This window comes from Actinoplanes sp. OR16 (assembly GCF_004001265.1).
Classification (GTDB): domain Bacteria; phylum Actinomycetota; class Actinomycetes; order Mycobacteriales; family Micromonosporaceae; genus Actinoplanes.
Map to the genome: position 1 here is coordinate 680,750 of NZ_AP019371.1, position 20,475 is coordinate 701,224.

18 protein-coding genes are annotated in these 20,475 nt (G+C 69.6%); 11 read left to right on the forward strand and 7 right to left on the reverse strand.

Features of this window, described 5'->3' with window-relative positions:
* Nucleotides 1-47 precede the first annotated feature (47 nt).
* The 4 genes from EP757_RS03115 to EP757_RS03130 all read left to right on the forward strand — a co-directional run bounded on the left by EP757_RS03115 (nucleotide 48) and on the right by EP757_RS03130 (nucleotide 5,047).
* On the forward strand, nucleotides 48-1,049 hold the full coding sequence (locus EP757_RS03115; RefSeq protein WP_127542696.1) for a glycosyltransferase family 4 protein: 1,002 nt from the start codon (nucleotides 48-50) through the stop codon (nucleotides 1,047-1,049).
* A gap of 176 nt (nucleotides 1,050-1,225) precedes the next feature.
* A complete protein-coding gene (locus tag EP757_RS03120; protein ID WP_127542697.1) occupies nucleotides 1,226-2,398 on the forward strand; it encodes a glycosyltransferase in 1,173 nt (390 codons plus the stop codon).
* 49 nt (nucleotides 2,399-2,447) lie between these two features.
* Nucleotides 2,448-3,566, forward strand: coding sequence for a glycosyltransferase (locus tag EP757_RS03125; RefSeq protein ID WP_127542698.1), 1,119 nt, complete (start codon nucleotides 2,448-2,450; stop codon nucleotides 3,564-3,566).
* 44 nt (nucleotides 3,567-3,610) lie between these two features.
* Complete coding sequence (locus EP757_RS03130) at nucleotides 3,611-5,047, forward strand: glycoside hydrolase family 130 protein (RefSeq protein ID WP_232050624.1); 1,437 nt, start codon at nucleotides 3,611-3,613, stop codon at nucleotides 5,045-5,047.
* On the opposite strand, the gene EP757_RS03135 is transcribed toward EP757_RS03130, so the two are convergent.
* Entirely contained in the window at nucleotides 5,040-5,867 is an 828-nt protein-coding gene (locus tag EP757_RS03135; RefSeq protein ID WP_127542700.1) for a methyltransferase domain-containing protein, read from the reverse strand. The genes EP757_RS03130 and EP757_RS03135 overlap by 8 nt on opposite strands.
* 221 nt (nucleotides 5,868-6,088) lie before the next feature.
* Here EP757_RS03135 and EP757_RS03140 point away from each other — a divergent pair, with 221 nt between their 5' ends.
* The gene (locus EP757_RS03140; RefSeq protein ID WP_127542701.1) at nucleotides 6,089-7,108 is read left to right on the forward strand and encodes a Gfo/Idh/MocA family oxidoreductase; all 1,020 of its coding nucleotides are present in this window, start codon (nucleotides 6,089-6,091) and stop codon (nucleotides 7,106-7,108) included.
* A gap of 952 nt (nucleotides 7,109-8,060) precedes the next feature.
* Here the strand turns inward: EP757_RS03140 and EP757_RS03145 are convergent.
* From EP757_RS03145 to EP757_RS44425, 5 genes are all read right to left on the reverse strand, one after another.
* Nucleotides 8,061-9,026: an amidohydrolase gene (locus EP757_RS03145; protein WP_232050347.1), complete on the reverse strand. Its 966-nt coding sequence runs from the start codon at nucleotides 9,024-9,026 to the stop codon at nucleotides 8,061-8,063.
* 362 nt (nucleotides 9,027-9,388) lie between these two features.
* Nucleotides 9,389-10,615, reverse strand: coding sequence for a kynureninase (kynU, locus tag EP757_RS03150; RefSeq protein ID WP_127542702.1), 1,227 nt, complete (start codon nucleotides 10,613-10,615; stop codon nucleotides 9,389-9,391).
* Nucleotides 10,612-11,463 carry a tryptophan 2,3-dioxygenase gene (kynA, locus tag EP757_RS03155; RefSeq protein ID WP_127542703.1) on the reverse strand — a complete coding sequence of 284 codons (852 nt, stop codon included), beginning with the start codon at nucleotides 11,461-11,463 and terminating at the stop codon, nucleotides 10,612-10,614. The genes kynU and kynA overlap by 4 nt, the downstream gene beginning before the upstream one ends.
* 11 nt (nucleotides 11,464-11,474) lie before the next feature.
* Nucleotides 11,475-11,879, reverse strand: a complete 405-nt coding sequence (locus tag EP757_RS03160; RefSeq protein WP_127542704.1) for a YchJ family protein — start codon at nucleotides 11,877-11,879, stop codon at nucleotides 11,475-11,477.
* Between the two features lie 26 nt (nucleotides 11,880-11,905).
* A complete protein-coding gene (locus EP757_RS44425; protein WP_127542705.1) occupies nucleotides 11,906-12,421 on the reverse strand; it encodes a methyl-accepting chemotaxis protein in 516 nt (171 codons plus the stop codon).
* Nucleotides 12,422-12,518: 97 nt separating this feature from the next.
* Here EP757_RS44425 and EP757_RS03170 point away from each other — a divergent pair, with 97 nt between their 5' ends.
* Nucleotides 12,519-13,754 (forward strand): RNA polymerase sigma factor, encoded by a 1,236-nt coding sequence (locus tag EP757_RS03170; RefSeq protein ID WP_232050348.1) that lies wholly within the window; start codon nucleotides 12,519-12,521, stop codon nucleotides 13,752-13,754.
* Here the strand turns inward: EP757_RS03170 and EP757_RS03175 are convergent.
* On the reverse strand, nucleotides 13,732-14,085 hold the full coding sequence (locus EP757_RS03175; protein ID WP_127542706.1) for a YciI family protein: 354 nt from the start codon (nucleotides 14,083-14,085) through the stop codon (nucleotides 13,732-13,734). The genes EP757_RS03170 and EP757_RS03175 overlap by 23 nt on opposite strands.
* Nucleotides 14,086-14,258: 173 nt before the next feature.
* Between EP757_RS03175 and EP757_RS03180 the strand changes: the two genes are divergently transcribed.
* The 5 genes from EP757_RS03180 to EP757_RS03200 all read left to right on the forward strand — a co-directional run bounded on the left by EP757_RS03180 (nucleotide 14,259) and on the right by EP757_RS03200 (nucleotide 20,455).
* On the forward strand, nucleotides 14,259-15,254 hold the full coding sequence (locus EP757_RS03180) for a LacI family DNA-binding transcriptional regulator (protein ID WP_127542707.1): 996 nt from the start codon (nucleotides 14,259-14,261) through the stop codon (nucleotides 15,252-15,254).
* A 296-nt stretch (nucleotides 15,255-15,550) separates the two neighbouring features.
* Nucleotides 15,551-16,930, forward strand: a complete 1,380-nt coding sequence (locus tag EP757_RS03185; protein ID WP_127542708.1) for an ABC transporter substrate-binding protein — start codon at nucleotides 15,551-15,553, stop codon at nucleotides 16,928-16,930.
* A 56-nt stretch (nucleotides 16,931-16,986) separates the two neighbouring features.
* Nucleotides 16,987-17,925: a carbohydrate ABC transporter permease gene (locus tag EP757_RS03190; protein ID WP_127542709.1), complete on the forward strand. Its 939-nt coding sequence runs from the start codon at nucleotides 16,987-16,989 to the stop codon at nucleotides 17,923-17,925.
* 1 nt (nucleotide 17,926) lies between these two features.
* A complete protein-coding gene (locus EP757_RS03195; protein ID WP_127542710.1) occupies nucleotides 17,927-18,799 on the forward strand; it encodes a carbohydrate ABC transporter permease in 873 nt (290 codons plus the stop codon).
* A gap of 84 nt (nucleotides 18,800-18,883) precedes the next feature.
* Complete coding sequence (locus EP757_RS03200; protein ID WP_127542711.1) at nucleotides 18,884-20,455, forward strand: glycoside hydrolase family 13 protein; 1,572 nt, start codon at nucleotides 18,884-18,886, stop codon at nucleotides 20,453-20,455.
* Nucleotides 20,456-20,475 lie beyond the last annotated feature (20 nt).

A 20,475-nucleotide genomic window follows, 5' to 3' on the forward strand; every position in this document is an offset into this window, starting at 1 on the left:
GCCAGGCATACTGTCGACGTGGTTATGAACGTAAAGAGCGATTTGTCATGAAGATTGCCATGCTCGGGCCGATCGCCTGGCGTACGCCCCCGCTGCACTACGGGCCGTGGGAGCTGATCACCAGCCTGCTCACCGAGGGTCTGACCGCACGCGGCGTCGACGTCACGCTCTTCGCCACCCTCGACTCGGTCACCTCCGCCACCCTCGACGGCGTCGTGCCCACCGGTTACGAGGACAGCGCCGAGATCGACGGCCGGGTCTGGGAGGCCATCCACGTGAGCCACGCGCTCGCCCGCTCCGGCGAGTTCGACCTGATCCACAACCATCTGGACTGGCTGCCGCTGGCGTTCTCGGCGCACTCCTCCGCGCCGATGCTCACCACGATCCACGGTTTCTCAGGACAGAACATCCTTCCCGCGTACGTCCGGGCACGCTCGCACTTCGTCTCCATCTCCGACAGCGACCGTTCCCCGGATCTGGAGTATCTGGCGACCGTCCACCACGGCGTGGATCTGAGCGGATTGCCGTTCCACCCGGCCGGCGGCGACGATCTCATCCTCTTCGGCCGGATCCACCCCGACAAGGGAACCGACATCGCCATCGAGATCGCCCGCCGGGCCGGCCGGCGGCTGATCATGTGCGGAATCGTCCAGGACCGCGAATACTTCACCGAGATCGTGGAACCCCGGATCGACGGTGAGCAGGTCGTCTATCTCGGATCGGTGGGCCCGGAGGAACGCGGCACGATCCTGGGCTCGGGCGCCGCTCTGCTGCACCCGATCCGGTTCGCCGAGCCGTTCGGCCTCTCCGTGGTCGAGTCGATGGCCTGTGGCACGCCCGTCGTCGCGTACCGGAAAGGCTCGATGCCGGAGGTCGTGGACGAGGGTGTCACCGGGTTCCTGGCCGGATCGGTGGACGAGGCGGTGGCCTGCGTGGGCCGGATCGGCGAGATCGACCGCGCGGCGTGCTCGGCGCGAGCGCGGGAGCGGTTCTCTGCCGACCGGATGGTCGAGGAGTACCTGGCGATTTACCGAAAAATCATCGGCTGAATACCTTGGTCTTGTTAACGTCGCAATGTGAATTGCGCGTTAAACGAGCCTTATTGCGGCTCGCCTTTGACTTCTCGGTCTACATCGGCGCAGTTCTCCCGCGGTGTACGGCACCGTGCCCGCGTGCGGTGAGTCCGTGCTGCGGGGAGGCAGCCGGCCGAGGAGAAAGGCCTGTCATGCCCGCGACATACGGGTTTCTGAGCACGTATCCCCCCACTCAATGCGGTTTGGCGACATTCAATGCGGCCCTCGCGACCCATCTCGTCGCGGGCGCGGCCGGATCGGGCGTCGTACGTCTGCTCGCCAGTGACAACGCCAGCGGTGGGATCGCGCTCGACCGGTCCGCGCCTCGGGTCGTGCACACCTGGCACACCGACCGGCCCGGCGGATGGGTCGCCGCGGCCACCGCGCTCAACCGCTTCGACGTGGCGATCCTCCAGCACGAGTACGGCATCTACCCCGGCGACGCCGGCGAGGAGGTGCTGCCGGTGCTGCGCGCGTTGCGGGTGCCGTCGATCGTGGTGCTGCACACCGTGCTGACGAACCCGGACCCGCTGCAGCGCGAGGTCCTCGAGCAGATCGCGGCCACCGCCGACGCGGTCGTCACCATGACCGACACCGCCCGGACCCGGCTCTCCGGCCTCTACGACGTGGACGCTCGCAAGATCACCGTGATCCCGCACGGCGCGGCCAGCCACACCGCGGCCGCCGACGACGAGCCGCACGACCGTCCGCACCTGCTGACCTGGGGTCTGCTCGGCCCGGGCAAGGGCATCGAGTGGGCGCTGCGGGCGCTCGCGTTCCTCGACGACGTCGACCCCCGGCCGCTCTACACGGTCGCCGGGCGCACCCACCCGAAGGTGCTGGAACAGCAGGGCGACGTCTACCGCGACTCGCTCAAGAAGCTCGCCGAGGAGTCCGGGATCGCCGACTGCGTCCGCTGGGAGGACGTCTACCTCGACCCGGACGAGTTGTCCCGGCTGATCCGCTCCGCCGACGCGGTGGTGCTGCCGTACGACTCGACCGAACAGGTCACGTCCGGCGTGCTGATCGAAGCGGTCGCGGCCGGCATCCCCGTGGTCGCGACCGAGTTCCCGCACGCGGTGGAGTTGCTCGCCGACGGTCCGGGCCTGCTCGTGCCGCACCAGGACCCGGAGGCGATGTCCATGGCGATCCGGCGGGTGCTCGCCGAACCGGGCCTGGCCGAACCGGGTCTCGCCGGCCGGCTCACCGGTCTGGCCGGCGGCCCGACGCTGCGCTGGCCCGCCGTGGCGGCGCGCTACCAGTCACTCGCCGCCCGCCTGCTCGCCGACCGCCGCCCGCTCGCCGCCCAGACGATCTCCGCATGAGCGGGCCCGCGAACCACCCGGCGACCCCGGGCACGGCGGAGGCGAAGGCATGAGCGCTGGACTGCGGCTGCTGCCGCCGCCCATCCGGCTCACCGACGTACCCGAACCCCGCTGGGATCACGTCTTCCGGCTCTCCGACGACACCGGGCTGCTCGAACACGCGCGCAACGCGATCGTCCGGCGCGAGCACGGCTACTGCGTCGACGACGTCGCGCGCGGCCTGCTCGCCGCCGTCCGCGAGCCCCGGCCCGAGCCCGAGTTGATCCGGCACGCCGAGCGGTACCTGGCGTTCCTCACCCACGCCCAGGGCGCCGCCGGCGGGTTCCGCAACCGGATGAGCTACGACCGCCGCTGGCAGGACGAGCCGTCACACGGCGATTGGTGGGGCCGGGCGCTCTGGGGACTCGGCGCCGCGGCCGCCCGCGGGCAGACCCGGTGGCTCCGGCGGGAGGCGATGAACGCGTTCCGGCAGGGCGTACGAAATCGCTCGCCCTGGCCCCGCGCGATGGCGTTCGCCGCGCTCGGCGCCGCCGAGGTGCTCCGAGCCGAACCGCGGGACCGGGAGGCGGCCCAGCTGCTCGGCGACGCGGCCACGGTGATCGGCGTGCCCGGATCCGACCCGGACTGGGTCTGGCCGGAACCGGAGCTCACCTACGCGAACCCGGCCCTGGCCGAGGTGATCATCGCGGCCGGCGACCTCCTCGGCGACGAGGGCCTGCTCACCGACGGCCTGCGGATGCTCGCCTGGCTCTGCGAGGCGCAGGAGCACCGCGGGCGGCTCTCCGCCGTCCCGGTCTGCGGCTGGCGTCACCGCGCCCGCCGCAACCGGATCGGCGACGCGGATCCGGGCGTCGCCCCCGACCTGCTCGATCAGCAGCCGGTCGAGGTGGCGGCCACCGCCGACGCCTGCGCCACCGCCGCGGCCGTCACCGGCGACGAACGCTGGGACGGGCCGCTGTTCCAGTCGATCGCCTGGTTTCTCGGCGACAACGACACCGGAACGGTGATGTGGGACAGCGAGACTTATGGTTGTTATGACGGATTGACGGTTGATGGTCCTAATCTGAACCAAGGAGCCGAATCCACCCTCGCGCTCGTCTCCACGTTGCAGCACGCCCGCAACCTGGCGAGCCGGAGCGCGACCCGACCGTCAGGCGGCCTAGCGTGACCGCAACCGTGAATGCTCAAGACATCACCCGTCACAACATCACCATGACGCCGGACGGCCGGCGAGTCGTGATCAAGCTGTTCGTGCCCGGCGAGGACGCCCACGCCACACACAACCGCGCGGCCTGCATGATCGAGCGGATGCTGCAGTTGGACGAGAGCGACATCAGCGCGCTGCTCGACGACGTGCTGAACCGCTTCTCCGGGCGGCACCACGACATCCTGTCGACGTTCCAGCACCACTACGAGGTCGTGCAGCACCGCGTGCCGCCCGAGATCGAGCTGTCGCCGCAGGCCCGGACCCTGATCGGGGCGTACTTCAGCCACGAGTTCTCGGTCGAGGCCGCCGCCCTCTGCAACCCGTCGATCGTCCCGCATCCGGACCAGTCCGACCTGGCGCCCGGCGAGCTGCGAGCGGCGCTGAGCCTGCGGCAGATCGGCGAGGGTCACATCTCGTCGATCGGCTTCTGCAGCGTCATCCTCGGGCCGGGCGCGGCGATCCGCCTGGAGGACCGGGACGGCCCGCTCGCGATCGGCCAGCGGGTCGGCGCGAAACACATGAAGCACCAGCTCTTCGCCGCACTCGGGGACGACGACATCGACAACGAGGCGTCGGCGTACGTGCTGGGCGCGCTCCCCGAACGCTTCGACGACCAGGTGATCGAGGACATCCTCAGCCACCTGCCGGCGGAGATCCTGGCCCGGCCGACCACGCCGATGACGCTGGACCTGATCCGGCGCATCATCATGGACGACTACGCGGTCACCTTCCCGCCCACCATGCCGCTGCACCAGCGGGTCCTCTGGCCGGCCACGCCGAGCGAGAGCCGGGGCATGGAGGACGCGCGGTTCGTTCAGGTGATCGACCCGGACGGGCGGCCCGCCTACCAGGCGACCTACACCGCGTACGACGGTTTCAACATCTCCGGGCGGGTCATCTACAGCCGGGACCTGCGGCACTTCGAGGTCACCACGCTGCACGGGCCGGCCGCGCGGAACAAGGGCATGGCGCTGTTCCCGCGCTACATCAACGGGAAGAAGATGGCGCTCTGCCGCTCCGACGGCGAGACCCTCGGCCTGGCCGTCCGCGACGAGAAGCACCGGTGGCAGCCGGCCGGTCCACTGCTGGTCCCGCACCGCGGCTGGGACCTCATTCAGGTCGGCAACTGCGGCTCACCGATCGAGACCGAGGCCGGCTGGCTGGTGCTCACCCACGGCGTCGGGCCGATGCGGCGGTACGCCATCGGCGCCATGCTGCTCGACCTGAACGACCCGTCGAAGGTGATCGCCGACCTCCCGCAGGGGCTGATCGATCCGGACGAGATCGAACGCGAGGGGTACGTGCCGAACGTGCTCTACTCCTGCGGCGGTCTCGTCCACGACGGGCGTTTCTGGCTTCCGTACGCCTCCAGCGACGTGCGGATCGCCTTCGCCAGCATGCCCCTCGATCGCCTGCTGCACCGGATGGTGCCGGTCAGCTAGGAACCGTGCCGACCACCACCCAGATGGTCAGCACGGCGAGGAACGTCCCACTCGCACCGGCCGCCTCCACGCAGGCGAGCCACTCGTCGCGCAGTCCCGGCGGGGTCTGCCAGGACTCCTCCGGGACCCGGGGGTTGACCATCGGCAGAACCACGGCGGCCGAATCCGGGCTGGCGAACACACAGGTCACCGGAGTGGCGGTGATGTTCGCCAGCCCGTTCGCCACGAGCCGGCGCCGGAGCGTACGTCCCATGTCGTGCTGTTTCGGCGTGAAGTGACCGCGCACGTGGGCCATCACCACCTCGCCCAGCCCGGACGGCATCCCGTCGAAGGCGAGCGACGACCAGTCGGTGTCGATCAGGCAGAGCCGCCCGCCGGGACGGGTCACCCGGATCATCTCGGCGATCGCCCGGTCGGCGCTGCCCACATGCTGCAGCACCCGCTCGCACCACACCCCGTCGACGCTGGCCGACGGCAGGTCGAGGGCTTCGACATCGCCGGTCAGGTATCGCACGTTGCTGCCGTCGTGGCGTGCCACCGCGGCCGCGGTGATCGACGCCGAGTGATCGAGGGCGATGACCTCGCCGGACGGCGACACGGTGGCCGCCAGCCGGCGGCTCACGTCACCGGCGCCGGAACCGGCGTCGAGCAGCCGCTGCCCCGGATGGGGGCGCAGCGCGTCGAACGCGGTGCGGCGAACCCGCCGGATCTCGGGATGCCGTCCCATTTCGGTCAGGGCATCCAGCACCATCGCGGACATCGTGGCCGGCAAGCCGTCGATGTCGGCGAACGGGGTCCGTTCCTTCTGCGCGGGTTCCATGGATCAGATTGAACATGGACGAGGAGGCGCGAACGGCGTGGTCGTCATCCATCCGACAGGCACGGTACCTGCCGTTTCGCTAGATCGACGTCGTTGTGTGCGCGATACGCACACGGCGCCGTCCCGGGTTGCGATACACCCTCAGTGATGGGGCGTGCATCACACGTAACGACGAAGATCATGTGCAACAGGATGGCAATGGATATGAAAAACTTCCGGACATGATCGAGCGGGTTAAGTTCGGGCTGGTCGGTTACGGCACCGGCGGCCGGGTGTTCCACGCACCCCTGATCGCCTCAGCGGCGAACATCGATTTCGTCGGCGTGGTCACCACCTCGGAGGAGCGCCGGGCCCAGGTCGTGTCGCAACTGCCGGGCGTCGCGGCCTATGACAGTATCGCCGCGCTGGCCGCCGACGGCGTCCAGGCCGTGGCGATCTCCACTCCGGCGTCCACGCACGCCGCCCTGGCCGCCGAGGCGATCGCCGCCGGCCTCGCCGTGGTCGTCGACAAGCCGTTCGCGCTCGACGCGGCAACCGCCCGCAAGGTGGTGACCACCGCCGAGGAGGCGGGCGTGCCGCTCACCGTCTACCAGAACCGGCGCTGGGACTCCGACTTCCTGACGATCCGCAAGCTGATCGACGACGGCCGGCTGGGCGACATCCGCCGCTTCGAGTCCCGCATGGAACGCTGGGCGCCGGACCGCGAGCCGCCCGCCGCCGGCGGTGGCACCCTGCTCGACTTCGGCTCGCACCTGATCGACCAGGCGCTGCAGCTGCACGGCCCGGCCACCCGCGTCTACGCCGAGATGCGCGGCGAACCCCGCGACGACGACTTCTTCGTGGCACTGCACCACGCGAGCGGCGTCGAGTCGCACCTGTGGGGCAGCTGGCGCCAGGCCGGCCCGGGCCCGCGTTTCCGGGTCACCGGCAGCGCCGGGACGTACATCTCCCCCGACCTGGACTACCAGGAGAGCCTGCTGAAGGCCGGCAAGTCCCCGGCCAAGCTCGGCGACCGCTGGGGTGCCGAGCCGGAACACCGCTGGGGCCACCTCTTCCGCGGCGCAACCGGCGCCCCGGTGGAGAGCTGCCGAGGTCGCTGGGACACCTTCTACCCCGCGGTCGCCGACGCGGTGCTCGGCAACGGCCCTCTGCCGGTAGACCCCTGGGACTCGATCCGAGCGATGGAAGTCCTCGACGCGGCCCGCCAGTCAGCCACCCAAGGCGTGTCAGTCACCCTCTGACACCCACTGCGGTCCGCACCATTCGCCATCGCACCGTCAGCTGCCTACCGGCCGTCAGCCGTCAGCCGTCCGCGGTCGCGGTCGCGGTCGGCGGTCGGCGGTCCGCGGTCCGCGGTCCGCGTTGTCCGCTGCACGTCGCCCGCCACCGTCACCGTCGCCCAGATCAGACCCCGCACCTCCGGAGTACCGACACCGACCCTCCGCAGATCTTGAGCGACTTTGGACCCTGGAAAGTCAAAGATCGCTCAAGATCCGGGGTTGGCGGCACCACGGGCTACCAGGCCACGATCGGCGACACCACGGACGACCAGCCACGGACGACCAGCCACGGGGCAGCGGCACCACTGGCGACCAGCCACGGGCGGCAGCACCACCGACGAACAGGTACGGACGGCGGCACCACGACCAGCCACGGACGGCGGCACCACGGCCGCAGATCTTGAGCGATCTCCCACCCCACAAGGTCGAAAATCGCTCAAGATCGCGGCTGGCAAGATCGCGGCGGCGGTACTGCCCAGACGCACAGCTACGCAGGCACCCAGCCACGCAGCCACCGCGCGACCCCACGACCGGCGACCCACGGCCCGCGGTCAGCGCCACGACCGACGACCGACGACCGACGACCGACGACCGACGACCGACGACCGGGATCTTGAGCGATTCTCCACTCCGGGAGGTTGAGGATCGCTCAAGATCTGGCGGGTGGCGGGTGGCGGGCGTGGCGCGAGCCGTCGGTCGTGGGACGGCCGGCGCGGCGCGAGCCGTCGGTCGTAGGACGGCCGGCGCGGCGCGAGCCGTCGGTCGTAGGACGGCCGGCGCGACGCGAGCCGTCGGTCGCGGGACGGCCGGCGCGACGCGAGCCGTCGGTCGCGGGACGGCCGGCGCGACGCGGGCCGTCGGTCGTGGGGCGGCGGGGGACGGCGAGGCCACGAACGGCGACGTTTGGGCCGGGTCAGCGTGGGCGGAGCGTGTCGTCCAGTACGCGGGCTGTTGCGAGTGACGTCGCAAAACTGTCCGGTGTCAGGTCGAGGCCGGCCGGCACCCAGGACAGGTCGGTGCTGTCGCTTTCGGTCATGGCGGTCAGGACGGCGTCCGGTGTCAGTCCTGCTTCGATCAGGGCGGCGATCTCGCGTGGGTTGATGCCGGTGGGCAGGGGGCCGTTGCCGAGATCGGTGCCGTAGCGGACGCTGCCGCCGTACGAAAGGAAGCCCCGCAGGTTGGCGACGGCGATCTCGCGCGCCGGGTCGTGATCCCCCCAGCCGTGGATGTCCAGGGTGCTGATCCATCGCATACGGCCGGCACAAGCGCGCAGCAGCGTGTCGTCGACCCGCTCTGTCCAGGGCGTATGCGCCAGCATGCCGACTCCGGCGGCGAGCGCGGCAGCGACCGTCCCCGGCCCTTCGGCGTGCATCACGACCTCCAGCCCGGATGCGGTGGCCGCCGCGACCAGTGCCTTGAGCGTGTTCTGCGGCAGCATCGGCCCGCCGGCGTGCGCCGTCACCTTGATCAGCGAAGCTCCGGCCGACCAGGCTTCCGCCACCGCGGTCCCGGCGTCGGCCGGCGACGTGACCTCACGCCAACTGCCTGCCGGTGCCCAGGAACGATCACTCGGATAACCGCCTGGAGCGATCAGGAACGGTCCGGCATAGCGGATGCGCGGGAGCTGAGCGTCCGGCTGCGCGGCACGGGCTGCGAGATCTTGGAGCGCTGACGGTACGCCGCCCAGATCCCACACCGCGGCTATCCCGCCGGCCCGGACCGCTGCCAGGTCGACGAGAGCGGAGTGCACGTGCGCGTCGACGAGGCCGGGCAGCAGCGTTCCGGGGAAGCGACGGGTGCCGGCTATCGGGGCGAGCTCGGCCGGTACCGGCTTGACCAGCCCGTTCTCGGCTATCCGCAACGCCACGCCCTTGCGCACCCGCCCGCCCCACCAGATCGAGTCGGCGATGAGCCACCGAACCCGCGGCGTCCCGTCGTCCGCGCAGTCACTCCGCAGCGCCGAGGCGGCACACCCACCACCCGACGCCCCGCCACAGCAGGCCCCGAGTTCCCGGCCACCGCCACCGTCACCACCCGCCGCACCACCAGCACCAGCACCAGCACCAGCCGACGCGGGAGCCGCCGCACCAGCACCAGCCGACGCGGGAGCCGCCGCACCAGCACCACCAGACACGGAAGCCGCCGCACCAGCACCACCAGACACGGAAGCCGCCGCACCGCCGGCATCCGGGAAGGACGACCGCGCGGAGAACGGCCCGGAACCCGCGGCCGCCGGTGAGGTCATCGGTGTTTCTCCAGCAGATCGCGCAGGACGGACAGGCCCTGGTACACCTCGGTGAAGCTGGTGCTCAGCGGCGCCGGCCCGATCCGCAGCCCGTCCGGACGGCGGTAGTCGGGGATCACCCCGCTGTCCCACAACGGCTCCAGGAACTTCTCGAAGCCGGGCCGCCGCAGCGTGATGTGCCCGCCGCGGCGTTCCGGGTCGCGCGGACTGACGACTTCGACGCCGAAGGGGGCCAGGAGCTCATCGGCGATCTCCAGCACGTAGTCGGTGAGCAGCAGCGACTTCTCCCGGACGGCGGCGATGCCGGCCTCGGCGAGCATGTCGAGGTTGGCGTGCAGCGGGACCATCGCGAGGATCGGCGGGGTGCCGCTGAGCAGCGCGCGGATGCCCGGCGCCGGCTCGTGGCCGTGGCCCATCTCGAAGGAGGCGCGGTGGCCCATCCAGCCCTGGATCGGCTGGCGCAGCGAGTCCTGCAGGTCGTGCCGCAGGTAGGCGAAGGCGGGAGCGCCGGGGCCGCCGTTGAGGTACTTGTACGTGCACCCGACCGCCAGGTCGACGCCCCACTCGTCGAGGGAGATCGGCACCGAGCCGGCCGAATGGCACAGGTCCCACATGGTCAACGCGCCGGCCGCATGGGCAATTCGGTTGATTTCCGAAATGTCGGAAATCCAGCCCGACCGATAGGCGACGTGACTGAACAGCACCAGCGCGGTCCGCTCGTCGACCACCGCGGCGACCTGAGAGGGGTGCACGCCGGAGGCCGGATCGGTGGAGATCCAGACCAGTTCGAGGCCGCGTTCGGCAGCGATGCCTTCGAGGACGTACCGATCGGTCGGGAAGTTGTCGGTGTCGAGCACGACCCGGTTGCGGCCGGGGCGGGCGTCGACGGCCGCCCGCGCCAGTTTGTAGAGCAGGACGGTGGTCGAGTCGGCGATCACGGTCTGCCCGGCTGCCGCGCCGAGGGCGATCGCGCCGAGCCGGTCGCCGAGGGTGAGCGGCCAGTCCAGCCAGCCGTCGGTCCAGCCACGGATGAGCCGGCCACCCCACTGGTCCCGGATGAACGACTCCATCAGCTCGGCGGTGGCGGTGAGAGGCCGGCCCAGCGAGTTCCCGTCGAGGTAGGAGAGCAGGTCGGAGCCGGGCGCGACGAGGAAGCGATCCCGGAATCCCGCGAGCGGATCGGCCGCGTCGAGATCGGCGGCACGGGACAGAAGGACGCTCAACGAGGGACTCCGATCTCGGTACGGACGGCGTACAGCTCAGGGAAGAATGTCAAATCGAGAGCCGCCTTCAGGAACGAGACCCCGCTCGAGCCGCCGGTGCCCCGTTTGAAGCCGATCGTCCGTTCCACCGTCTTGAGGTGCCGGAAGCGCCAGAGCTGGAAGTTCTCCTCCAGGTCGACGAGTTCCTCGCAGGCCTCGTAGACGTCCCAGTTCTGCTCCGCGTTCTCATAGATGTGCCGGAACACCTCCACCAGGTCCTCTTGGAACTCCCAGGGCTCGGTGACGTCCCGCTGCAGGATCGCGACCGGGACCGCGAATCCGCGGCGGGCCAGGAAGTGCAGGAACTCGTCGTAGACCGAAGGGGTCGCCAGGGCGTCCTGCAGCAGCGCCCGGGCCTGCGGCTGCTCGTCGAAGATCGAGAGCATCCGGCGGTCCTTGTTGCCGAGCAGGAACTCGATCGCGCGGTACTGGTACGACTGGAAGCCCGACGACGTGCCGAGGAAGCTGCGGAATTCGGCGTACTCGCTGGGGGTCAGCGTCGCCAGCACCGACCACTGCTCGGTCAGGGTGCGCTGGATGTGCTTGACCCGGGCGAGGCCCTTGAGCGCCGGGCGCAGCTCGTCCTTGGCGAGGTGCCGCTGCACCGCCTGCAGCTCGTGGATCACGAGTTTCAGCCAGAGCTCGGAGGTCTGGTGCTGGAGGATGAAGAGCAGCTCGTCGTGGTGCTCCGGCCGGCTGACCGGATGCTGCGCGCCGAGGATCTCGTCGAGGTGCAGGTACTCCCCGTACGAAAGATTGACTTTGAAGTCGCGGACGATCCCGTCCTCGAGCGGCCGCTGAGCCGACATCTCACACTCTCCTAAAGCGGTAGGGGACCCCAGTAGACCCACTGTCCCTCGTGCCGCACGAACCGGCTCAGCTCTTCCATCACGCCGGGTTTGCCGCCCTCGCGGTAGTGAGCACGGAACCGGACGGTCCCCTCGGCGTCGAACATGCCTCCGCCGGTGGTGTCGAGGACTTCGAGGCGCACCCATTTCAGCCCCGGCTCGTCGGCGAGGTCGGCCTCGTGGTCGGGACGCGTCTGAGGATGCCAGGTCCGGTGGACGTGGTCGGTGCGCCCCAGCGCATACGCGCTGAAACGCGAGCGCATGAGAGCTTCCGGGTCCGCCGCCGGCTTTCCGTCATGGAGAGGACCACAACAGAGTCTGTACGGGTCACCGCTGCCGCACGGGCACACGGAGGAGGTGGGACGCCGGTTAGCCATGCCGCGGATTCTCGCAAACCCGGAAGTCAGCCGGCCTGTTGCTCCACCACGATGCCGCTGATCACCTTCTGGCAGCGGTCCAGTTCCTCGATCAGGCCCTGCATCTCCTCGATCGCCGACACCGCGTTCTGGGTGTCCGACCGGATGCCGCCGACCTGCGTGCCGATCTCGCTGGTGGCCGTGGCCGTCTCATTCGCCAGGTCCTTGACCTCGCTCGCCACCACGGCGAAGCCGCGGCCCGCCTCACCGGCCCGGGCCGCCTCGATCGTCGCGTTGAGTGCCAGCAGGTTGGTCTGCTTGGCGATCGTGGCGATCAGCTGCACCACCTTGCCGATCTCGGTGCTGCTCGCCTCGAGCCGCTGGATCACCTGCACGGCGGTCTCGGCCGCGCGTACCGCTGCCTGGGTGGCCGTCGCCATGTCGTTGCTGACGTTGGCGAGGCGGTGCACCGAGTCGTGCTGGCGCCCGGAGGCGCCGGCCGACCAGTCGTCCTGCACGTTGCTACCCGTGGACCAGCTGTCGTCCTGCTGCCAGTCGGACATGTGGTGGCGGCCCCTCTCATACCGGTATCAGCAAACATCCCATCCCACCCGCCACCCCCGAAGCGTTTTCTCCGATCCGGCCGGGAGACTGGCTGATGTGACCGATGTCCGGGAGACCCTCGACGGCCTCTGGCGGGCCGAGTCGGCAGGCATGCTCGGCGTGCTGGCCCGCCGCCTCGACGACTTCGACCGGGCGGAGGAGGCCCTCCAGGAGGCGGTCGCCGAGGCGCTGCGCCGCTGGCCGGAGGAGGGCCTGCCCGGCAACCCGCCCGGCTGGCTGGTGACGACCGCCTGGCGCAAGGCCCTCGACCGGCTCCGCCGGGAGGCGACCGGCCGGCAGAAGGCGGCCGAACTGGCCGTCCTGGAAGGGGATTCGCCGCCGCCCGCGCCCACCGGCGACGACCGGCTGGCGATGATCTTCGCGTGCTGCCATCCGGCACTGCCGGAGAGCTCGCGCATCGCGCTCACCCTGCACGCGGCCTCCGGGCTGACGGCGGAGGCCGTCGCGGCGGCGTTCCTGCTGCCGAGGGCGACGGCCGCGCAGCGTCTGGTCCGGGCCCGGCGGCACCTGCGCGACCAGGGGGTACGGGTGGAAGTCCCGTCCCCGGAGGAATACCCGGATCGGCTGCCGTCCGTGCTGCGGGTCGTCTACCTGCTCTACAACGAGGGCTACCTCAGCACCGGTGGCGCTCCGGAGCGCCGCGAACTGGCCCGCGAGGCGCTGGACCTGGCCCGGCAGCTGACCGCCCTGATGCCCGATGAACCCGAGGTGGCCGGGCTGGCAGCGCTGCTGGAGCTGAACGAGGCCCGTGCCGCGGCCCGCTTCGACGCCGCCGGCCGCCTGGTGCTGATGGAGGACCAGGACCGGTCACGCTGGGACACCTCCCGGATCACCGTGGCCGTCCGGCTGCTGGCCCGGGCGGCCGGCGCGGACCGTCCCGGGCCCTATCAGCTGGAGGCGGCGATCGCGGCCCAGCACGCGATGGCACCCGCCTATGAGCACACCGATTGGGTCACCGTGCGCAGGCTCTACGACCTGCTGATCACCGTGCGGTCCACGCCGGTCGTGCTGCTCGGCCGGGCGGTCGCGACCGGGTTCACGCTGGGTCCGGCGGAGGCGCTCGCCGAGGTGGACGGGCTGGCCGACCGGCTGGACGGATACCGGCTGTTCCACGCCACCCGCGCGGACCTGCTGCGCAAGCTGGGCCGGGACACCGAGGCCGCCGAGGCGACGCGGCGGGCGCTCGCACTGGCCACGAACCCGGCCGAACGCGAACTCCTCACCCGCCGCCTCACCGGCCTACCCCGGCTCAACGCTCCAGGATCGGCCTGACCTCGACCTTGTCGCCGACCGCGGCGATGCCGGGCCATCCGGCGGCCACCGCCACCGCCTCGTCGATGTCGTCGGCCTCCAGCATGATGAAGCCGCCGACCACTTCCTTGAGTTCGAGGTACGGGCCGTCGGTCACCTCGGCCCGGCCGTCACGCCCGGGGCCGACCGTCTTCGCCGTGCTGGTCGGCTGCAGTTCGGCGCCGCCCTCCACGATCTTCCCGGCCTCGAACCACTTGGTCCACCAGGCTCCGACCTCCTCCATCAGGCCTTCCGGCATCTTCGGCTCCTGCCAGTTCGACTCGTCGCCGGTGAGGATCATGACGTAGCGCATGACTGGATCGGTCCCTTCGCTCGGTTGCTGTGCCCCTCTGACGAACGGGCGGGCAGAGAATCGACATCGAGACTGCCCGTTATGGAATCGTGTCGAAAGTCATGACGGGTTGACGATCCTCGAAGCGCTTCCGGCTGTTCAGTTCTTGCAAGAATCTGACGTAGGATTCCGCCGTGACCAAACGTCTAGCCGAGGTGGCGAAGAAGGCCGGGGTCAGTGAGGCGACCGTCAGCCGGGTCCTCAACGGGCGCAGTGGCGTCTCCGAGGCCACCCGCACGTCGGTGCTCACCGCCCTCGACGTTCTCGGATACGAGCGGCCCACCAAACTCCGTGGCGAACGCGCCCGCCTGGTCGGCCTGGTGCTGCCCGAGCTGCAGAACCCCATCTTCCCGGCCCTGGCCGAGGTCGTCACCGGCTCGCTCGCGCAGCGCGGTTTCACCCCGGCCCTCTGCGCCCGCACGATCGGCGGCGTGCCCGAGTCCGACTACGTCGAGATGCTCCTCGACCACCAGGTCTCCGGGGTCATCTTCGCCGGCGGGTCCTACGCGCTGACCGACGCCTCGCACGAGCACTACCGGCGCCTCACCGAGCGCGGGCTGCCGGTCGTGCTGGTCAACGCGGGCGTCGACGAGCTCGGATTCCCCCGCGTCTCCACCGATGACGCGGTCGCCGTCGAGCAGGCCTACGGTCACCTGCGCTCGCTGGGCCACGAGCGGATCGGCATGGTCCTCGGCCCGGAGGGGCACGTGCCGTCCGGCCGCAAGCTGGCCGCGATGATCCAGGTGGCGGGCGACGAGCCGGCCTCGGTCGAGCGGTCCAGCTTCTCCATGGAGGGCGCGCGGGTGGCAGCGACCAAGCTGGTCGAGCGGGGTGTCACCGGCATCATCTGCGCGAGCGACGTGCTGGCGCTCGGCGCGATCCGGGCGGCCCGCCGGCTGGGTAAGGCGGTGCCGGCCGACGTGTCGGTGGTCGGCTTCGACGATTCGGCGTTCATGACCTGCACCGACCCGCCGCTGACCACCGTCCGGCAGCCGATCGAGACGATGGGCCAGGCCGCCGTGGACATCCTGGTGAGCCAGATCGAGGAGGCCCGGGTGCTCAGCGACGAGCTGCTCTTCGAGCCGGAGCTGGTGGTGCGCGGCTCGACCGGGCCGGCACCGGCACACTGACCACCCGTGCGCGGCTCGACCGGGCCGGCACCCGCACACTGACCGATCTCACGTAAGCGGCATCAGGCCGTCGACTGCTTCCCGCAGTCGGCGGCCTTTTTTCGTACCGCGAAGGCTCTTGAACTTGGTCTTTAGTCGCCCGAAGCCGGGCAAACCGCTGCGCTGTCGTGATCTGCCGTCACAAAGTCGATTCTTTGCAGAGCACGATCGAAACCTTGCCGAAATAAGTAGGCGTCGTTACAGTGACTGCACTCACAGCGAAGAGCGATCGTCGTGGATATAGAAGGGCTGGACAGATGTCCGTACCGAAGTACCGGAAGGTCGCGGCCGCAGCGCTCGTGGCCGGCCTGGGGCTCAGCCTTACGGCGTGCTCCACCAAGAGCGACGACGACGGGCAGGAGGCCGGCGGCAAGGTCACCATCACTGTCGACTGCCAGCCGGTCGGCGCCCAGAAGGAGCTTCTGGCGAACTGGAACGCGGACGTCGCGGCGTTCCAGAACGACAACCCCGACATCACCATCAAGAGCGTCAGCGTCGGCGAGCAGTGCAACAACCCGCCGGACTTCACGGCCCGCCTCGCCGGCGGCACGATGACCGACGTCTTCTACGGGTACATGACCGACCTCCAGCAGGTCCTGGACTCCGGTCAGGCCATGGACATCACGCAGTACGCGAACGCCGAGACCATCCCGACCTGGGACAGCGTCGACCCGGCTCTCAAGGAGGTCTTCACCGACGGCGGCAAGCTCTACGCCGTGCCGGTGAAGAACTACTCGATGGGCCTGGTCTACAACAAGGTGCTCTTCGCCAAGGCCGGCCTGGACGCGAACAACCCGCCGAAGACCTGGCCCGAGGTCCGCGAGGCGGCCAAGAAGATCTCCGCGCTGGGTGACGGCATCGCCGGGTACTCGGAGTACAGCGCCGGCAACACCGGCGGCTGGCACTTCACCTCGCTGCTCTACTCGCAGGGCGGCACGGTGCTCAGCGAGGACGGCAAGAAGGCCGCGTTCAACAGCCCCGAGGGCAAACAGGTCCTGCAGAACCTCAAGGACATGCGGTACGGCGACAACAGCATGGGCAGCCGCCAGCTCCTCCAGTGGGGCGACCTGCTGACCAACGCCGGCGCCGGCAAGGTCGGCATGTTCATCGGCGCGCCGGACACCACCGAGGCGATCGTCAGCCAGTTCCAGGGCAAGTACGAGGACTGGGCGATGGCCCCGCTCCCCGGCCAGGACGGCCCGGCCAAGGGCACGCTCGGCGGCGGCGAGGGCTACTTCTTCAAGAAGGACCTCTCCCCGGAGCAGGTCAAGGCCGGCCTGAAGTGGATCGCGTACGAGAAGCTGACCGTGGGCAAGGGCCAGTTCGACTACCCCACGAAGAAGCCGCAGAACTACCCGGTCGGCCTGCCGCAGCCGCTGCTCTTCGCGAACGGCACCGAGGCGCAGAAGCAGGAGCTCGAACTGCGTAAGGCGAACGCCAACGTGGACACGGCGAACTTCGCGCTCTTCGAGGCCGCCCCGGTCCCGATCAAGGGCGAGCCGAAGAACGCCCAGGCGATTTACGCGGTGCTCGACTCGGCGATGTCCGGTGTCCTGACCGACCCGAAGGCGAACATCGACACCCTGCTCAAGACCGCCGAGGAGAAGGTCAACCAGCTGCTGGCCGCTGGTAGCTGACCGTCGTGGGTGCGGGGGCCGCGGCCCCCGCACCTCGCTGAATCTAGGAGTTCCCCTTGGCGACCCTCACCGCCCCGGCCCCGCCCCGGCCGACCGCCGCCACCCCGGCCGCGTCGAAGAAAAGCCGCAAGATCCGGGACAACCTCACCGGTCACGCCTTCCTGATCGGCGCGGTCCTCTGCTTCGCCCTCTTCATGTGGTACCCGATGATCCGCGGCGTCGTGATGAGCTTCCAGCGCACGCGGCGCGGCGAGACCAGCTGGGTGGGCTGGGACAACTACACCAGGATCATCGCCGATCCGAGCTTCTGGACCGCGTGGAAGAACACCTTCTACTTCACGGCCCTCGCGCTCGTGCTCGGTTTCGTGGTGCCGTTCCTGGTGGCGATCCTGCTCAACGAGTTCCGCCACGCCAAGGGCTACCTGCGCGTCCTCGTCTACCTGCCGGTGATGCTGCCCCCGGCCTCGGCCCTCTTCCTCTTCAAGTTCTACGCGTACGACCCCAGCGAGGCCGGCCTGTTCAACGCCGTCCTGTCGGCGGTGGGGCTGCCCACCTCGGAGTGGATGCAGTCGCCGACCATGACGATGCCGGCCATGGTCATCGCGTCCACCTGGATGAACATGGGCGGCGCGGTCCTGATCTACCTGGCCGCTCTGCAGAACATCCCCGGCGAGCTCTACGAGGCCGCCGAGCTGGACGGCGCCGGGATCGCCAAACGCATCTGGCACGTGACCATCCCGCAGACCAAGCTGATCCTGGCGCTGCTCGCGATGCTGCAGATCGTCGCCACCATGCAGCTCTTCATCGAGCCGCTGATCCTGGCGAACGGCGCCGGCACCCAGGACTCGGCCACCTCGGTCGCGTACCTCATCTACCAGCACGGCTTCTTCCAGAACGACCTGAACGGCGCCGCCGCCCTCGGCGTGATCATGCTCGTGGTCCTGGCCGCCTTCTCCGCCGTGTACGTCCGGCTCAGCACCAAGGAGAACAGCTGACATGACCCGCACCCTGATCTCCCAGGCGCAGTTGCAGCGCGGCCGCGGCAAGGTGCTCTACTGGACGCTGCTCGCGATCGTCGTCACGGTCTTCACCATGGTCTTCATCGGCCCGCTGTACTGGATGGTCACCGGCGCGCTGAAGAGCGGCCAGGAGATCGCCCAGACCCCGCCGACGATCTGGCCACAGGATCCGCAGACGCAGAACTACGTCGACGCGTGGAACAACCTGGCCCTCGGCAAGCTGCTCTTCAACACCTTCTACTACGCGGCCGGCGCGGTCTTCTTCCAGCTGGTCTTCGACACCGCGGCGGCGTACTCGCTGTCCAAGCTGCGGCCGGTCTTCGGCAACGCGATCCTCGGCCTGATGCTGGCGACGCTGATGATCCCGGCGATGGTGCTGATCGTCCCGCAGTACGTCACGGTGATCGACCTGCCGATCCTGCACATCAACCTGCTCGACTCGCCGTTCTCGATCTGGCTGCCGCTGGTGGCGAACGCGTTCAACATCTTCCTGCTCAAGCGGTTCTTCGACTCGATCCCGGAGGACCTGATGGCGGCCGCGCAGGTGGACGGCGCATCACCGCTGCGCACGCTCTGGTCGATCATCCTGCCGATGTCCCGGCCGATCCTCGGCGTGGTCGCGATCTTCGGGGTCACCGCGGTCTGGAAGGACTTCCTCTGGCCGAAGCTGGTGATGCCGTCGCCGGAGACCCGCACGGTCAGCGTCGGCATCTACGCCTTCGCCGGCGGCACCCCGATGAACGTGGTCATCGCCGCCTCGGTCATCGCCGCGATCCCGACGGTGATCATCTTTTTGATCTTCCAGCGCAACATCATGGCCGGTCTGACGACGGGCAGCCTCAAAGGCTGAAAAATCGGTTTTTATGGTGGCGGACAACGACGTCTGCCAGGTCGAACACGCTCCACAACGAACGAACGCAGAAAGCAGGTGCCCGTGTCCACAGAATCCGAGTGGTGGAAGAGCGCGGTGATCTACCAGGTGTACCCGCGAAGCTTCGCCGACTCGAACGGCGACGGCGTGGGCGACATCGGCGGCATCCGCGCTCGCCTCGGGCACCTGCGCGACCTCGGGGTCGACGCCATCTGGATGAGCCCCTGGTACCCCTCGCCGATGGCCGACGCCGGCTACGACGTCGCCGACTTCCGCGACATCGACCCGGTGTTCGGCAGCCTGGCCGAGGCGGAGGCGCTGATCGCCGAGGCGCACGCCATGGGCATCCGGCTGATCGTGGACATCGTCCCGAACCACATCTCGAGCGAGCACCCGTGGTTCAAAGCGGCGCTGGCGTCACCGACGGCACCCGAGCGGGATTACTTCTGGTTCCGACCCGGCAAAGACGGAAACATGCCGACGAACTGGTCCGGCGAATTCGGCGGCACCACCTGGACGCAGGTACCCGACGGGGACTGGTACCTGCACCTCTTCACCCCGGAGCAACCCGACCTCAACTGGGAGCACCCGGTGGTCCGGGAGGAATTCGAGAACATCCTGCGGTTCTGGTTCGACCGGGGCGTCGACGGGATCCGGATCGACTCGGCGGCTCTGCTCTTCAAGGACCCGGCACTGCCCGAGGTGACCGACGGCGCGCCGCACCCGTTCCACGACCTCGACGCCGTGCACGACGTCTACCGCGCGTGGCGGCTGGTCGCCGACGAGTACGAGGACCGCGCCCTGATCGGCGAGGTCTGGATGCCCGAGGTGGAACGCTTCACCAACTATCTGCGGCCGGACGAGCTGCACGCGGCGTTCAACTTCGACTTCCTCGGCTGTGCCTGGGATCCGGCGCTCATGCGCGTCTGCATCGACCGCACGCTGGAGGCGCACGCCGCCGTCGGCGCGCCGGCCACCTGGGTCCTGTCCAACCACGACGTCACCCGGCACGTCACCCGGTACGGCCGCGCCGACACCACGTTCAGCTTCGACAACAACCTCGACGGCACCCCGGTCGACCTGGAACTGGGCACCCGCCGGGCCCGGGCCGCCGCACTGCTGTCGCTCTCGCTGCCCGGCTCGGCCTACGTCTACCAGGGCGAGGAGCTGGGCCTCTGGGAGAACGAGAACATCGGAGTCGACGCCATCCAGGACCCGATGTACGCCCGGCGCGGCCACACCCGCGACGGTTGCCGGGTGCCGCTGCCGTGGTCGGCCGACGAGCCGCCGTTCGACTTCACCACCGGGGAACCGTGGCTCCCCCAGCCCGCGGAGTGGAAGGACCGGACGGTCCAGGCGCAGACCGGCGACCCGAGCTCGATGCTGGAGCTCTATCGCCAGGCGATCTCCGTAAGAAGCGCCGAACCGGGCCTCCATGCACCCGAAATGGCCTGGATCCCGATGAATACGGACGTCCTCGCCTACACCCGCGGGCCGGACTTCGCCTGCGTCCTCAACCTCTCCGCGCACCCGATCGCGCTGCCGGCCGGATCAACCCCGCTGCTGCTCAGCGGGCCCCTCGAGGACGGCGGTCTCCTCCCCCCGGACACCGCCGCCTGGCTGCGAATCCCATAGTCGTCCGGGCGTCAGAGGTT